The sequence below is a fragment of the Streptococcus sp. AM43-2AT genome, assembly GCF_003603405.1.
Lineage (GTDB): Bacteria > Bacillota > Bacilli > Lactobacillales > Streptococcaceae > Streptococcus > Streptococcus ilei.
This window is the reverse complement of sequence record NZ_QTND01000001.1, coordinates 84,544-100,366: the sequence shown is the minus strand read 5'-3', so window position 1 is coordinate 100,366 and position 15,823 is coordinate 84,544. Positions and strand designations below refer to the sequence as shown.

At 42.3% G+C, this 15,823-nt stretch carries 13 protein-coding genes; 5 read left to right on the top strand and 8 right to left on the bottom strand.

The annotated features are described in order from the left end of the window. Nucleotides 1–10 precede the first annotated feature (10 nt). Together DW930_RS00470 and DW930_RS00465 are read right to left on the bottom strand one after the other, a co-directional pair. Complete coding sequence (locus tag DW930_RS00470) at nucleotides 11–1,018, bottom strand: putative sulfate exporter family transporter (protein ID WP_123159039.1); 1,008 nt, start codon at nucleotides 1,016–1,018, stop codon at nucleotides 11–13. 1 nt (nucleotide 1,019) lies between these two features. Beyond that, nucleotides 1,020–3,479 carry a bifunctional DnaQ family exonuclease/ATP-dependent helicase gene (locus tag DW930_RS00465; protein WP_123159038.1) on the bottom strand — a complete coding sequence of 820 codons (2,460 nt, stop codon included), beginning with the start codon at nucleotides 3,477–3,479 and terminating at the stop codon, nucleotides 1,020–1,022. Nucleotides 3,480–3,637: 158 nt separating this feature from the next. Between DW930_RS00465 and DW930_RS00460 the strand changes: the two genes are divergently transcribed. Continuing rightward, complete coding sequence (locus tag DW930_RS00460; RefSeq protein WP_123159037.1) at nucleotides 3,638–4,279, top strand: MBL fold metallo-hydrolase; 642 nt, start codon at nucleotides 3,638–3,640, stop codon at nucleotides 4,277–4,279. A gap of 192 nt (nucleotides 4,280–4,471) precedes the next feature. Here DW930_RS00460 and ftsX read toward each other — a convergent pair whose 3' ends face one another. The 3 genes from ftsX to prfB form a co-directional block, all read right to left on the bottom strand. Next, on the bottom strand, nucleotides 4,472–5,398 hold the full coding sequence (ftsX, locus tag DW930_RS00450; protein WP_117744466.1) for a permease-like cell division protein FtsX: 927 nt from the start codon (nucleotides 5,396–5,398) through the stop codon (nucleotides 4,472–4,474). Then, complete coding sequence (ftsE, locus tag DW930_RS00445) at nucleotides 5,391–6,083, bottom strand: cell division ATP-binding protein FtsE (RefSeq protein ID WP_023023829.1); 693 nt, start codon at nucleotides 6,081–6,083, stop codon at nucleotides 5,391–5,393. The genes ftsX and ftsE overlap by 8 nt, the downstream gene beginning before the upstream one ends. A gap of 42 nt (nucleotides 6,084–6,125) precedes the next feature. Further along, nucleotides 6,126–7,221 (bottom strand): peptide chain release factor 2 gene (gene prfB / locus DW930_RS00440; RefSeq protein ID WP_111674402.1). Its coding sequence is split into 2 segments (ribosomal slippage): nucleotides 6,126–7,148 and nucleotides 7,150–7,221, totalling 1,095 coding nucleotides; the frame shifts between segments, so codons are not numbered across the junction. Nucleotides 7,222–7,418: 197 nt separating this feature from the next. Between prfB and DW930_RS00435 the strand changes: the two genes are divergently transcribed. Beyond that, the gene (locus DW930_RS00435; RefSeq protein WP_023027070.1) at nucleotides 7,419–8,276 is read left to right on the top strand and encodes a metallophosphoesterase; all 858 of its coding nucleotides are present in this window, start codon (nucleotides 7,419–7,421) and stop codon (nucleotides 8,274–8,276) included. Between the two features lie 58 nt (nucleotides 8,277–8,334). Here the strand turns inward: DW930_RS00435 and DW930_RS00430 are convergent, their stop codons facing one another. From DW930_RS00430 to DW930_RS00420, 3 genes are all read right to left on the bottom strand, one after another. Continuing rightward, on the bottom strand, nucleotides 8,335–9,003 hold the full coding sequence (locus DW930_RS00430; protein ID WP_023027071.1) for an MIP family channel protein: 669 nt from the start codon (nucleotides 9,001–9,003) through the stop codon (nucleotides 8,335–8,337). Between the two features lie 120 nt (nucleotides 9,004–9,123). Continuing rightward, entirely contained in the window at nucleotides 9,124–11,808 is a 2,685-nt protein-coding gene (locus DW930_RS00425; protein WP_023027072.1) for a cation-translocating P-type ATPase, read from the bottom strand. Between the two features lie 194 nt (nucleotides 11,809–12,002). Then, on the bottom strand, nucleotides 12,003–12,386 hold the full coding sequence (locus DW930_RS00420; protein WP_023023839.1) for a DUF1934 domain-containing protein: 384 nt from the start codon (nucleotides 12,384–12,386) through the stop codon (nucleotides 12,003–12,005). A 110-nt stretch (nucleotides 12,387–12,496) separates the two neighbouring features. Between DW930_RS00420 and DW930_RS00415 the strand changes: the two genes are divergently transcribed. The 3 genes from DW930_RS00415 to DW930_RS00405 are packed head-to-tail and all read left to right on the top strand — an operon-like array spanning nucleotide 12,497 to nucleotide 15,820. Further along, nucleotides 12,497–13,807 (top strand): HD domain-containing protein, encoded by a 1,311-nt coding sequence (locus DW930_RS00415; RefSeq protein WP_048688696.1) that lies wholly within the window; start codon nucleotides 12,497–12,499, stop codon nucleotides 13,805–13,807. After that, the gene (yidA, locus tag DW930_RS00410) at nucleotides 13,797–14,606 is read left to right on the top strand and encodes a sugar-phosphatase (RefSeq protein WP_120701763.1); all 810 of its coding nucleotides are present in this window, start codon (nucleotides 13,797–13,799) and stop codon (nucleotides 14,604–14,606) included. Before DW930_RS00415 ends, yidA begins: the two co-directional genes overlap by 11 nt. Beyond that, entirely contained in the window at nucleotides 14,606–15,820 is a 1,215-nt protein-coding gene (locus DW930_RS00405; RefSeq protein WP_123159036.1) for an aminoacyltransferase, read from the top strand. The genes yidA and DW930_RS00405 overlap by 1 nt, the downstream gene beginning before the upstream one ends. The last annotated feature ends 3 nt before the right edge of the window (nucleotides 15,821–15,823 follow it).

Below are 15,823 nucleotides of genomic sequence, written 5' to 3'. Positions count from 1 at the left end.
TCCCTTTCATTTAGATTCCTAAAAAGTATTGAAGTAGCAGACTAGAAATGGATACAGCTACCCAGGCAACAAGGCCAATAAAAAGAGGAGCTACCCCCTGCTTGCGAAAGGCTTGAATAGACACTTGACTTCCAATGCCAACCAAGGCCATAGCCATCAAATAGTGTGATAACCATTTACAGAAGGGGATCCATGAGCTTGGAAACCAGCCAAAGGAGGCAACTAAAGAGGCCAAAAGGAAGTAGAAAATAAACCAAGGAACGATTTTACTTAGTTTCACTTGCTTCCCTTCTCGATCCTGTTTCATCCGTCCTAGAAGCTTTAGCCCCAGCATCCCAAAACAGATTGGAATAATCATTAAGGCCCGTGTTAGCTTGACAACAGTCGCAATTTCACCAGCTTCTTTACTATAGGAAAATGCCGCCGCTACAACAGATGAAGTATCATTAATGGCCGTTCCTGCCCAAAAACCAAATTGCCGATCTGTCATCGCAAGAAGGTGACCAAAGAAAGGAAAGAGGAACACCGCTAGGATGTTGAAGAAAAAGATGGTCGACATGGACAGAGCGATGTCGTTTTCATCAGCTTCTAGAACAGGGGAAGCCGCCGCGATTGCAGAGCCTCCACAAATTGCTGTCCCCATTCCAACCAAGGTCGTTAAGATCTTTGGAGCTTTTAAAAGGTAGCCCACTGCAAAAGCCGAGAGAAAGGCAATACTGATGGTCGGTAAACTAACGATCAAAGAAGACAGGCCCAATTTGGTCACCTTTTGAAAGGACAAGGTTAAGCCCATCAAGATAATCGAATATTGCAAGAGTTTTTTCCCTGAATAGGATAGACCCGATCTACTCGTTTGAGGCAAGACTTGGCTAGCATTCAAAAGGATGCCACATAAGATGGCAAAGAGACTAGAGCCAAGGATAGGCACTGCTTTTCCTAATACCATAGATAGTCCTGCTGAAAAAACTGCAATCATAAGGCCTGGAAGATACTGGCTCCAATTAGATTTTTTATTCATTTCAACTCCTAAATTGTTCAACAACTTCTCTTATTTCTCCAGTCTTAGCGATGACAAGAGGAGCGATTTTCTCTAAACTGGCTTGAATCTGCGAGCCATATTGACGGTTTAATAAGCGTTGATCTAATAAAATAACCAGAGATTCTTGCTCGCTCGAACGACTCGAGCGTCCAAGAGCCTGCTTTAAGCGTAAGATAGCTAGTGGCAAACTATAATCATAAAAAGGATTTTTCCCTTCTAGACGCAAGGTTTCATGTAGCTTTTGTACGAAAAAATCACTTGGATTATCAAAAGGAATGCGAGGAATGACTTGAATAATTTTTGCTTGCTGGGCAAAATCGACTCCCTCCCAAAAACTACCGGATCCTAATAGAACGGAAGCTTCCCCTCTATCAAATCGCCGTTTAATATTTGCCGCTTCGCCATTTTTATACTGAGCCAGATGACTCACTGTCATCTGATGTGAAGTTGCTAGAAGTAAGTCTTTGGAAGTAAACAAGGCAAAGAGAGGCAAGCCAGTAGCTGCTAGTTCATTCAAATATCGTGCTAAAGAGATTGCTAACTCCTCTTGAGTCAGGTTGGTCAAATCAGGAAATTCTCGATCGATGAAGATGATCTGACCTTGATGATAGGATAGTTCTTTTCCAATGAATTGGTAGTTCTCAATTCCTAAAATCGAAGCTAGATTGACCTTTTTACTAATCGATAAGGTAGCTGAGACCAAAAGAAGTCTGGTGGTCGTCGGAATAAAGTCTTGTAGCGAAACCAAGCCCTCTCTTCCAGACTGCAGTCGAATAATCGGATGCTGGTCCTCTTGTGTCCGATCAATCCAAAAAATTTGAAAACGAGGGTCAAAGACCGTTTTTAATTCCGCTAAAACTGGACTATCTAGTTCAGATAAATCCTGGCGAATCTTTTGAACCTGTTCTGCTCCCAGCTCTATCTTTTTGTTGCCTGATTCAAGATGTTTGAGGATGGCATTTAATTCAAATTGGAGACTTTCAAGAATTCGCCGTTTCAACAAGGATTTTTCTGTTTCTATCTCACGCTGCAGATCTAGCATGAAATCAGATAGTGATAAGGAAGCCCTTGAAAACTGCTCCAATGAAAAATAAAGTTTTTGTGCTTCATCCACCACTAGGGTTCGATTTTCTACCAATGAAGGATCGTCCTCTAAACGAGTCAATAGATAGGCATGATTGGTAAGCACGACTCGGCTCATTTTGGCTTTTTCTTGACCGAGACGCCAAAAATCTTCTGTGTAAAATAAAGATTTTTTTGATAGGTTCCCATCATGACGGAGCCGTTGAACAAAATTCCCGTAGCGATGAAGCTGCCCCACTTCGTTTAGATCACCTGTCCTTGTTTGAGCCAACCAGACCAATAATTGCATTTTGAACCGATTCCAGAGGCGATTTTCCTCAGGTTCATGCAAAATTCGATAGAAGGCATCTAGTTTTAAATAATTTTGAGGACTCTTTAAACTATGAAAAGAGGTCTGAAAAACGTCCTCAATCATCTTTGCTTCCTGCTGCATGATTTGGTCTTGTAAGACCTTGGTCGGAACACTAACAACAATCTGGTCCTTTGTATGCGCTAGTAAAGGAAGGAGGTAGCCATAGGTTTTTCCAATCCCAGTAGGACCCTCAACAAAGGTGGCTACATCTCTAGAGGACTGAAGACTTTCTTCGATGGCCTGAGCAAACTCTTTCTGCAAGGGGCGGGCTTCCATCCCCATTAACTGGATATTAATATCAAACTGATCAGAAAAATTCTTAGCATCTCTCCTGATAAGGGGCTTACGAAGAAAAATCCCATGACGGGAGGTCAAGTCCTCACCATGAAAAGCTACCGTATCCTCGAAAGCATCCTCCATCAAGAGTCTCGACTCGTAAATTAGATTATCAGAAAATGACAGCAAGGTTTCCACCAATTCTCTTGGTAGGGAAGCAATCGTTTCACGAAGCTTAAGAAAGAGCTGGGCGGTTGCTTGGGCATCTGATATAGCTGAATGAGCATGGTCCAAGGGGATCGCTAATTCTTCGCATAAGCTACTTAAATTGTATCTTTCTAAGGTTGGGAAAAAGACTTGAGCCAATTCAACCGTATCGATCCGGGGTGTTGTGAGCTCAAATCCTTCCCAAAACAAAGATTCTGCCAAGAGATTGGCATCAAATTTGACATTATGAGCAACAAAGACAGCATCTTCAATCATTTCGTAAACTTGTCTGGCCACTTGTGAAAAATCAGGAGCCTTTTTTAGTTGCTGATTGGTAATTCCCGTCAGTTGGCGAATATGTTCGTCTAGTTGTTCATGCGGGTTGACGTCTGTCTCATAGGTCTCTACAATCTGCCCATCTTGAATGATGACAATCCCGATTTGAATTATTTTTGCATTGCTGCTTGCACTGGTTGCTTCCAGGTCCACGACAGCATATTTTCTTTTAACATTCGTCGTCATAGCACTTAAAATTATATCATTTTCCGACTCGCTTTGCTTGGGTTTTTATGACATAGCAGGGGCTAAAACTAACCAAACGAGGATTCTTCGGTTTCTAGAGGCGTTTTAGTCAGCTATTTTATCATATTTTTGATAGACTAATAGAGAAAGGAGCTCTTATGAAAATCCACCGTATTGTCAACCCCATCGCTTATGAAAACACCTACCTACTTGAAAACGAGCACGATCTTCTCGTTGTTGACCCTGGCAGTGCTTGGGAAGATATCCGAAAGCGCATTGATCATCTCGCAAAACCAATTGCTGCTATTCTCCTAACCCATACCCACTACGACCATATCATGAGTTTAGAGAAGGTGCGGGAAACTTATGGCCATCCACCTGTTTATGTAGACGCTCATGAAGCGACCTGGCTCCAAAGTCCTGTGGACAATCTTTCGGGGCTAGACCGACATTCTGACTTAATGGATGTGGTCTGCCAGCCAGCCGAAGAGCATTTTGACTACCGAACAGCTTACCATTTGAAGGACTTCCATTTTTATGTCCTTCACACACCCGGACATTCCATCGGAGGTGCCTCTATAGTTTTTCCTAACGATCATCTCGTCTTGACAGGTGATGCCCTTTTCCGAGAAACCATTGGACGGACCGATTTGCCGACAGGAAGCGGTCCCCAACTCCTAGAAAGCATCGAGACACAATTGCTCACTCTTCCATCCTCTTATGCAGTTTACCCAGGTCATGGGAATAATACCACCATCGGTCATGAAAAAATGTTTAATCCTTTCTTTCGAAATCGTTAAAAAAGAGAGTGGGACAGAAATCGGTCATTCGTTAGAATTCGATTTCGTCGTCCCACCTCCGCACAGTTGAGTAGGGGCTATAAAAGCTGATGAAATCAGCGTAGTAGAGCCCACTCAACCACTGCGTCTTGCTCGACAATCCAAAGACAATTGAGAGGCTAGGACTTTTGTCCCAGCCTCTTTTTTATATTCTTAAATCTTCAAGAAACGTCTCATTGAAATCGATGAACCTAGTGCTCCAATTAAAATACCGAGACCAAACAAAGCACCGACCATAATCGGAACAAGAAGGTTTGGACTGTATAAGAACAATTTCTGATCTTGTAGGGTATTATACATGGATTTGTAGACAATATTATAGACATAATAGAGCAAGAGAGCAGGTGGAATTGCACCAATCAAGCCAATCCAGGCACCTTCCAAAAGGAAAGGAGCACGAATATAGCCACTCTTAGCACCTACCAGACGCATAATCTTGATTTCTCGACTCCGTGAAATAATGGTAATCCGAATCGTATTGGAAATCAAGAAGACTGCGATAAAGATTAGTAAACCGGCACCAATCAAACCCCAAATACGGATGAAGTTTCCGAGAGCAAAGAGACGTTGAGTATCAACTCCTCCATCTTTTACTTCAGACACCCCTTCAATTTTCTTAGCGGCCTTGGAAACTTCTTTCACATATTTAGGAGCCGTTGTCTCTACAAAATAGGCATCATAGAGAGGATTGGCATCCCCATCAAAAATTTTCCAGTTGTTACCGGCAGTCTTGATCAAGTTTTCATATTGTTCTTCCTTGCTAGAGAACTCAACCTTATCAACATTCTTCATGGCTGTCAACGCATTATAGACTTTCTTGTAGTCTTCATTATCAACCATCTGCCCTTCTTTTTCTATCTGCGGGCTTTGATCTTGGATATCCTTGCGCATATAGACAACAATTCGTACACTATTTTGAATATCATCTGATAGCTTGATCGTATTCGCAATCACTGAGGCAAAAATTGCTACTAGTCCGAGTGTAATCATCACCGAACTAACCGCAGCAATGGTCATCCAGCCATTCCGTTTTAAACTTTTAAATGATTCAATGAGATGGCGGAAAAATCTTCTAATCATCGTATCCGTACTCTCCTTCCGCTTCATCCCGTACAACACGTCCATTTTCAATGGCGATAACACGGTGACGAAGTGTATTTACAATTTGGCTATTATGAGTCGCCATCAAAACAGTGGTTCCTTGTAAATTAATTCGCTCCAAGAGGTTCATAATTTCCCAAGAATTATCTGGGTCCAAGTTCCCTGTCGGTTCGTCCGCGATCAATACTTTAGGATTGTTCACAATAGCACGCGCAATGGCGATCCGTTGTTGCTCACCACCTGAAAGCTCATTTGGAAATGAACGAACCTTGTGTTTCAAACCAACAAGATCTAGCACTTCCATAACGCGTTTCTTAATGTTGCGACGACGCTCTCCAATTACTTCCATTGCGTAGGCAATATTTTCATATACCGTCTTTTTAGGAAGCAATTTGTAGTCTTGGAAGACTACTCCAACATTTCGACGCAACATCGGAATATCGCGTTTTTTAATTTTATCTAGGTCAAAACCAGCTACTTTCAAGGTTCCTTTATCATGTTTCACCTCACGGTAAAGCAAGCGAATAAAGGTTGATTTCCCTGCACCAGAAGGTCCTACAATATAGGCAAATTCTCCTGGTTCAATATGAACGGTCACTCCACGAAGAGCTGTCGTTCCGTTGTCATACTTTTTGACAACATCTTTCATTTCAATCATTGACATGTATTGAAAATTCCTTTCCACATTTTATATAGAAGGAGGACTTTAATTGAGACGCCATTTTAAATAGGCATCAATAAAGCCATCAATATCTCCGTCCATTACTTTATCAACTTGGGCTACTTCGTAACTCGTACGATGATCCTTCACCATGGTATATGGTGTAAAGACATAGGAGCGAATCTGACTTCCCCAGGTGATTTCTTTTTTATCACCCTTTAAGGAGTCCACCTCAGCTGCCTTCTTTTCTTGCTCCAATTGATAAAGTTTTGCCTGCAACATTTTCATTGCACGGTCACGGTTTCCGTACTGAGTCCGGTCAACCGTCGAAGCCACTACAATCCCTGTTGGGATGTGGGTCAATCGAACACCTGTTGAAACCTTGTTGACATTTTGTCCACCAGCTCCACCTGAACGGAAGGTATCCATCTTGATATCATCATCTCGGACTTCCACTTCAATCGTATCATCCAATTCTGGCATGACTTCAACTGACGTGAAGGAAGTATGGCGACGCTTAGCTGAGTCGAATGGCGAGATCCGTACCAAACGGTGGACACCCATTTCTGATTTCAACAAGCCATAGGCATGCGGTCCTTCGAAGGACAGCGTCACTGATTTAATCCCAGCCTCGTCTCCTGCCTGATAGTCCAAGACTTCCACTTTGAAACCATGAGCATTTCCGAAGCGGGTATACATCCGAAGGAGCATATCTCCCCAGTCCTGAGCCTCAGTACCTCCAGATCCTGGATGGATTTCCAAGATTGCATTATTATTATCATAGGGTTCTGATAAGAGAAGCGTCATTTCATAACTGGTCATCATCTTATCCAACTCTATCAACTTCTCTTCTAGCTCTTCGTGAACGGATTCATCTTCTGAGAGAAACTCAAGAAGGATTTCGGATTCATCAAACAAGTCTGTCATTTGATGGAAATTCTCGTAGGTTTGTTTCAACTCATTTAATTCCTGAGATGTCTTTTGCGCTGCAATATTATCATCCCAAAAATCAGGTTCTGTCATTTTGTTTTCCAAAATGGCAATTTCTTCTTCCAGACCCTCTAAGTCAAAGAGACCCCCTGAAAGAAGCTAATTTTTCACGATTCGCGTCAATTTTCTGACGGATTTCTGAAATATCCATAAGTACCTCTTTCTAAGTATCAGTCTATTATACCACAAACCCCGTCATTTGCACATAGTAAGAGATAGTAGGAATCATTTATCCTACAAAAATCGTATAAAACCAAGCCGTTGTCACTTCCCTTGTTACATAATTGTTAGATTTGTTACATGTTGGTTAACTTTCTTTTTCTTATCAACTTGTGATACACTAGTGATATGACACGTATTGGTTTTATGAGTGACCTGCACCTGGATTCCAATCAGTTTGGCGAGGTCGAACGCATGCAACTCCTTCAGGTCCTACAAGAAGAACAGATTGATCACCTTCATCTAGCTGGTGACATTTCCAATAACTTTAAGCAGATGAGTCTCCCCTTTATTCAGGAGCTCCAAACCCAGCTCCCTGTTTCCTTTAATCTGGGCAATCACGATATGTTATACCTCTCAGAGGAGGAAATCCATCAGTATGATTTTCAAGTCCAGACCTTTGGAGATAGCCATTTAGTCAGTCTTGCTGGTTGGTACGATTATAGCTTTGTCCCTGAAAAGAGCAAGGAGGTCCACCTACGTACCAAAAATACTTTCTGGTTTGATCGAAGATTGGAACGTCCCTTAGACGACCCAACAATCACGCAAGAAGTTCTCTCCCAATTGGATCAGGTACTAGCTTCTTTAGATGGTAGAATCATCGTCGCTCTTCACTTTGTTCCCCACAAGGATTTTCTCGTTAGCCACCCCTACTTTCAGAAATTCAATGCCTTCTTAGGTAGTCAAGCTTTTCATGATCTCTTTGTAAAACATGGGGTAAGAGATGTGATCTTTGGTCACTTGCATCATCGCCATTCTTCCAGAGTCATCGATGGCATTCACTATCACATGCGGCCCCTTGGCTATATTCGAGAATGGCAATTGACGGAGGATTTTTTCAAGTCCTTCCCTCAGTACAAGATTTCCCAAATGTATCGCCTTCATAAACGCTACAATGCTGTGAAGGGCTTACCTGAATTTCATCAATACAAAAGACAACATTTAGCAAATGAATTTCGTCAAGCTTTAACCATCCTTGACTGCTAAAAAAAATAAAAAGATTTCGATCCCATAAGGAGTCGAAATCTTTTTTCGTTAAAATAGCTTATTCTTCTGTTTCAAGGAGATTCTTTGCAACAAGAGCTGCCAAGATACCACCAACGATTGGAGCAAGGATAAAGATCCAAATTTGTTGAAGAGCTGCACCACCTACAAAGAGAGCAGGAGCCAAGCTACGAGCTGGGTTAACAGAAAGTCCTGTAATATTCAAACCAACAAGAATGATCAAGGTCAAGCTCAAACCGATCACAAGACCAGCGATTTTACCATTTCCTTTAGAAGCTGATGTCACTGTCATAATGACCAAGATAAAGATAAAGGATGCAATCACTTCGAACAAGAAACCGCCAAATGGGGTTACTCCTTTAGCCAAGGCATTTTCACCAAGACTAGCTGTTGACATACCTGAATTGGACAAAAGGAAGAAGACAGAAGCAGTCGCAAGGAAAGCTCCCACTACTTGCGCTACAATGTAGTTGACCAAGTCTTTAGATGACAAGCGTTTGTTGACAAACATAGCAATAGAAACAGCTGGGTTCAAGTGGGCACCGGAAACAGTCCCAATAGAGTATGCAGCTGCAACAATTGACAAACCAAATGCCAAGGCAATTCCTAGATGCCCAAGACCTTCAGTTCCATTTCCAAAAACAACAGCGCCAGTCCCGATAAAGACAAGCATAAATGTGCCGATTACTTCAGCAAAAAACTTTTTCATAATATAGTTTCCTTTCTTCAAACTGTCGTCTAGTTTATCAAAAATCAATTCTGGACTCAAGAAATATGCCCAGACATTTCTGCACACAAAAAAAGCCATCCGAAGATGACTTTTCAATGCTTAAATAGCGTTTTTATCCTTACCGAGTGCACGTTGGACGGCTTTGACAATTTCAACAAGAACCACAATCATAATTGCACCTACAGCAACCACCAACCATTGCGTCAAACTCAAGTTTGAAACATGGAAGAGTTTATTAAATCCAGGTACCATAATGGTTGCCATTAAGAGAATAAAGGCTACTGGGATAGACCAGTTAAAGGTCTTGTTCTTGAAGAGTCCCACTTTAAAGATCGATTGATAGACCGATTTCACGTTAAAGGCATGGAGCAATTGGATTAAACCGAGAGTTGCAAAGGCCATAGTAAGGGCATCCGCATGGATTTCTGCGTGACTCTGGTGCTCTGGGAAAAGAATTGCCCATCCGTATACGCCAAGTACCAAGATAGTTTGGAAGATTCCTTGATATAGGATGGCTCCAAAGACCCCACCGTCAAAGAAGTTGGACTTACGTCCACGAGGTTTGTGGGTCATGACACCTGGCTCAGCTGGTTCCACACCAAGAGCGATAGCTGGTAGGGTATCTGTTACCAAGTTAATCCATAATAGATGCACTGGTTGAAGAACGTCCCAACCAAAGAGGGTTGCAAAGAAGATAGTGAAGACCTCAGCCATATTAGCAGACAAGAGGTATTGGATGGATTTTTGGATATTGGAGAAGACCTTACGTCCTTCTTCAACTGCTACGATAATGGTTGCGAAGTTATCATCGGCAAGGACCATATCAGAAGCTCCCTTAGAAACCTCTGTACCAGTAATCCCCATACCGATACCAATATCAGCAGTCTTAAGTGATGGAGCATCGTTGACCCCGTCACCAGTCATGGCAACAACCTTGCCTTCTTTTTGCCATGCTTTCACAATCCGAACCTTGTGCTCAGGCGATACACGCGCGTAAACAGAGTATTGCTTGAAGACTTTTTGGAATTCTTCATCAGTGAGTTCATTCAACTCAGCACCAGTGAAGACATGGTCTTCTGTATCATTTGGATCGATGATTCCAAGACGTTTGGCGATAGCTTCCGCTGTATCTTGGTGGTCACCAGTAATCATGATTGGACGAATGCCTGCCTCCTTAGCGACACGAACAGCTTCTGCAGCTTCTGGACGTTCAGGGTCAATCATGCCGACCAAACCAGAGAAGATAAGGTCAGATTCAACAATTTCAGATTCCAAGGTTGGAATTTCATTGCTTGTCTTATAAGCCATCATCAAGACACGAAGGGCTTGTTTGGCCAAGTCTTTGTTGGTAGCAAGGATAGCTTTCTTATCTTCCTCTGTGATTGGGCGAACTTCCCCATTGACTTCAATACGAGTCACACGTTTGAGCAATTGGTCAGGGGCACCCTTCACAGCGATAAAGTAAGAGCCATCAGCTTCCTTATGAATGGTAGACATGAGTTTCCGGTCTGAGTCAAATGGCAATTCAGCCACACGTGGCTCATCCTTCAAGACTTCACGGACGTCGAAATTGTGGTCCAAACCAAACTGTACTAAAGCAGTCTCAGTTGGATCCCCAATCAACTTACCAGCTGGGTCCACCTTGGTATCATTGGCAAAGTTCATGATACGAAGCGTATTGTTGCTAGCAGCAATTTCTGCTGCCGAGCTTTGCAATTGACCGTTGGTATAAACCTTCTCAACCGTCATTTGGTTCATCGTCAAAGTACCTGTTTTATCAGATGCGATGATTTCTGTTGAACCAAGCGTTTCAACCGCTGGTAATTTACGGACGATGGAATTCCGTTTTGCAAGGGTTGTCGTTCCCAAAGAGAGAACGATGGTGACAATAGCAGGAAGTCCTTCTGGAATAGCCGCAACCGCAAGGGCTACCGCCACCATCAAACCTTCCAATGGATGTTCTCCACGAACGAAGACGCCAACCAAGAAGGTAATCACTGCAATCACAACTATTAAGTAAGTCAAAGTCTTAGACAATTGAGTCAAGCTTTGCTTCAACGGTGTTTCCGTTTCGTCTGCATTGGCCAACATGTCCGCAATCTTACCAACTTCTGTATACATACCAGTGTTGGTTACGACACCAATACCACGACCGTAAGTTACGTTAGAGTTTTGGTAAGCCATGTTAACACGGTCCCCGATACCAGCATCTGCTTCAACAAGTCCTGTCACATCTTTTTCAACTGGAACAGACTCCCCTGTAAGAGCTGCTTCTTCAATTTTAAGGGAAGCTGCTTCAAACAAGCGCATATCAGCAGGCACCACATCTCCCGCTTCTAGCAAGACGATATCCCCAGGCACCAGTTCTTTTGAGTCAATCTCAATAACATGACCATCACGACGAACACGGGCCATGGGGCTAGACATATTTTTCAGAGCTTCAATGGCCGCTTCAGCTTGCCCCTCTTGGTAAACCCCAAAGGCAGCATTCAAGACAACAACAGCTAAGATGATAATCGCATCTGTTAAACCATCCATCCCTTCTGTAATCACAGAAAGTGCCGCTGCCGCTAGCAAGATGATAATCATCAAATCCTTAAATTGATCAAGGAATTTAGCTAGTAGGCTACGTTTCTCACCCTCTTCTAACTCATTACGACCATAAGTCGCTAAGCGTTCTTGAGCTTGAGCAGTTGACAAACCTTCGATAGATGAGTCCAATTTCTTTAGGACTTCTTCTGCGGTTTGAGTGTAAAACAAGTCTTTATTTTGTTCTTTTGACAAAACAGTCTCCTCCTTTTTTGGCCTCTTTTTACAAAAAAGAGACCTGTTTTTTAAAAAAACAAGTCTCGCTGTTTAATATAGTGCCGGAAATAATTCGTAATGACGACACTATCGCGGGAAATCCGCCAGCTACTCCCTTGAGTGGTTTCATTATACCACAACTCGTAAAAAAATCAAGAAAAACTACTGATAAACTAGTCTTCCCAAGTCAATTCTAAGTGATAGGTAGCGAATTGCTGACTTTCATCTGCCGTCAACAACTGATAGGACAAACCAAGCTTATTTTGCTCCAATACATATTCCTTGGTATCAATCACAAATTGCTGCATGCCTAGGGGAGTTGGAATGAGTGCATGACCTTTCTCTGAAGCCATAAATTTCATGATGGATTTTGGAGTTGAGAAGCGAGTCATGGTCAATTCTTGATCATGGAATTTCAAAGCTACTTTTTCTCCTTCTTCGTTGACGTAAAGCAGATAGTGATAGCCACCCTTTTCCTTCCATTCCCCTTCGTAATATTGATCCATCACTTCGAGTTGATCATCAAATTGAATCTGATTTTGTATTCTAATTTTCAAAAGTTCCCATCCTTTCCCTCTTTCCTTTATTTTACCAAAAACTTCTTTCTTTTTCCTATTGCAACCATCTCTCGATACCAATTTAAGCTGTTTTCTGCTATAATAGAGGCATGAATGAAAAAGTATTTCGGGATCCTGTGCACAACTATATCCACGTGGATCACCCAGTCATTTACAAGCTCATTAATACAAAAGAATTTCAACGACTACGTCGCATCAAACAGTTGGGAACCTCTGGGTTTACCTTTCATGGGGGCGAGCATAGTCGTTTTTCGCACTGTCTAGGAGCCTACGAAATTGCTCGTCGTATCTTATCTATCTTTGATGAGAAATATACCGACCAATGGGACTCGAGTGAATCCCTCCTTACCATGGTTGCCGCCTTGCTCCATGACATTGGACACGGGGCCTATTCACATACCTTTGAAGGACTATTTGATACAGATCATGAAAAAATGACCCAGGAAATCATTACCTGTCCTGAAACGGAAATCTACCAGATTTTAATTCAAGTAGCTCCAGATTTCCCTCAAAAGGTTGCCAGTGTTATCGACCACACCTACCCTAATAAACAAGTGGTGCAGTTAATTTCTAGTCAGATTGATGTCGATCGCATGGATTACCTTCTACGAGACGCCTACTTCACTGGTGCCTCTTACGGAAACTTTGATTTAACTCGTATTTTGCGTGTTATTCGTCCAGTAGAAAACGGGATTGCCTTTCAGGTCAATGGGATGCATGCGGTTGAAGATTATGTTGTTTCTCGTTACCAAATGTATATGCAGGTCTACTTTCACCCAGCCACTAGAGCAATGGAAGTCCTATTGCAAAACCTACTCAAGCGAGCACGTCATCTCTATGCTACGCACAAGGAGTTCTTTCACGCGACTTCACCTCGCTTGATTCCATTCTTTGAACACCAAGTGAACCTTGCCGATTACTTGGCTTTGGACGACGGCGTCATGAATACCTATTTTCAATCTTGGATGGAGAGTCCTGATTCTGTTCTCTCTGATTTGGCCCAGCGTTTTATCAATCGCAAGGTTTTCAAATCCATTCTCTTTCAAGATAAGGATGAAAAACAATTAGCTGCTCTCAAACAACTGATTCAAGAGGTTGGTTTTGATCCGATCTATTATACAGCTATCCATCGAAACTTTGACCTTCCTTACGACGTTTACCGACCAGATTCAGAAAAACCTCGTACTCAAATTGAGATCATCCAAAAGGATGGTAAATTAGCTGAGCTATCCTTACTCTCTCCTATCGTTGCTTCCTTAGCTGGTAGTAGACAAGGGGATAACCGCTTCTATTTCCCGAAAGAAATGTTGCTTGAAAATAGCTTGTTTACACCTCAACTACAATTATTCCAGTCCTATATTATTAACGATACCTTCACAGGAGAGAAACATGAACATTAAACTTGTTGCCTTGGATATCGATGGAACCCTTTTAACGTCTGACGGCCAAGTAACCCCCGAAGTTTTCCAGGCTATCCAAGATGCCAAAGCTCAAGGGGTTCATGTTGTCTTAGCAACTGGTCGTCCTCGTTCTGGTGTCCTTCGATTGTTGGAGGAACTTCATTTGGATCAACCAGGTGACCTCGTCATCACCTTCAATGGGGGACTGATTCAAGACGCCCACACTGGTGAAACTCTCTATGAAGAACACCTCTCCTACAACGATTATTTGGATATTGAAGCGCTAGCTCGTAAGTTAGCTGTTCCTATGCATGCTAGTACCAAGTCTGGCATTTATACAGCTAATCGTAACATTGGTACCTATACCGTCCATGAAGCCAAATTGGTCCACTCGGATCTTTTCTATCGGACTCCTGAAGAAATGGAGCATCATACGGTTCTCAAGTGTATGTATGTCGACGAACCGGAAGTCTTAGAAACGGTCCTCTCCGCTATTCCGGATAATTTTTACGACCGTTTTACGATTGTGCGTTCCGCACCTTTTTACCTTGAGATTTTACCTAAGACAGTAAATAAAGGTCAAGCTCTCTTACAGTTAGCGTCCAAGTTAAACCTAAGTCCAGACCAAGTGATGGCGGTCGGAGATCAAGAAAACGACCAGGCCATGCTAGAGGTTGCTGGTCTCCCTGTAGCAATGGACAATGCCAGTCCTGAATTAAAAAAGATCGCTAAAGTCATCACGCGCTCCAACGATGAGTCGGGTGTCGCTTACGCCCTTAGAAAGTGGGTACTCCATTAATGTATAGTTATAAAATCGGTATTACAGCCGAAGAACATGATGAATTCGTTAAAAATAGCCCCCAGACCAATTTGCTTCAAAGCTCAGATTGGGCAAAGATCAAAGATAACTGGGGCAATGAACGCCTTGGGATTTACCAAGATCAAAAACTAGTTGCAGTTGCAAGTATTTTAATCCAACCACTCCCACTTGGTTTTACTATGCTCTATATCCCACGTGGACCTATAATGGATTACCAAAATAGCGAATTAGTGGCCTTTATGCTCCAATCCATCAAAACATATGCTAAAAGCAAGCGAGCTGTTTTCGCCAAATTTGATCCCTCTCTTTTCCTAAGAAAAGGGTTAATTGGCCAAGAGGCAAAACATCAAGAGGCTACTTTAGCGATTATCCAATCTTTAAAAGAATGTGGAGTGGAATGGGTTGGTCGGACGGAGGACATGGGAGAAACCATTCAACCACGTTTCCAGGCCAATATCTACAAGGAATACTTCACAGAGGACCAACTGTCTAAATCCACCAAGCAAGCCATTCGGACCGCCCGAAATAAAGGAGTCGAAGTCATCTTTGGAGGCACTGAACTCTTAGACGAATTTGCAGCTCTAATGAAAAAAACAGAGGCTCGTAAAGGTATCCATCTTCGTGGAAAAGACTATTATGAGAAACTGCTAACAACCTATGCAGGGCAATCTTACATCACTCTATCAAGAATTAACTTGGCTCAACGCCTTGCTTCACTCAAAGAGCAACTTGAAAAAAATCAAGCAGAAGCTAGTCGTTTTAACGAAAAAACAAAACCAGGCAAGGTTGATAACAACCGTCAAGAAAAAGAACGTTTGGAAGAAGAAATCCAATTTCTCAATCAAGAGCTAAAAGACAGCCAAGAAATCGTTTCTCTTTCTGGAACCTTGACTCTTGAATTTGGAGGCACTTCAGAGAATGTCTATGCAGGGATGGATGAGAACTTCCGCCGTTATCAACCAGCTATTTTGACTTGGTATGAAACAGCCCAGCATGCCTTTGACCGTGGAGCTGATTGGCAAAATATGGGAGGAGTTGAGAACCATTTAGATGGAGGACTCTACCACTTCAAGTCAAAATTTAATCCAATGATCGAAGAATTTGTTGGCGAATTCAACCTCCCAACAAGTATTCTTTATCCCCTTGTTAACAAAGCCTATCAATTACGAAAAAAACTAAGAAATAAACAGTAAGGT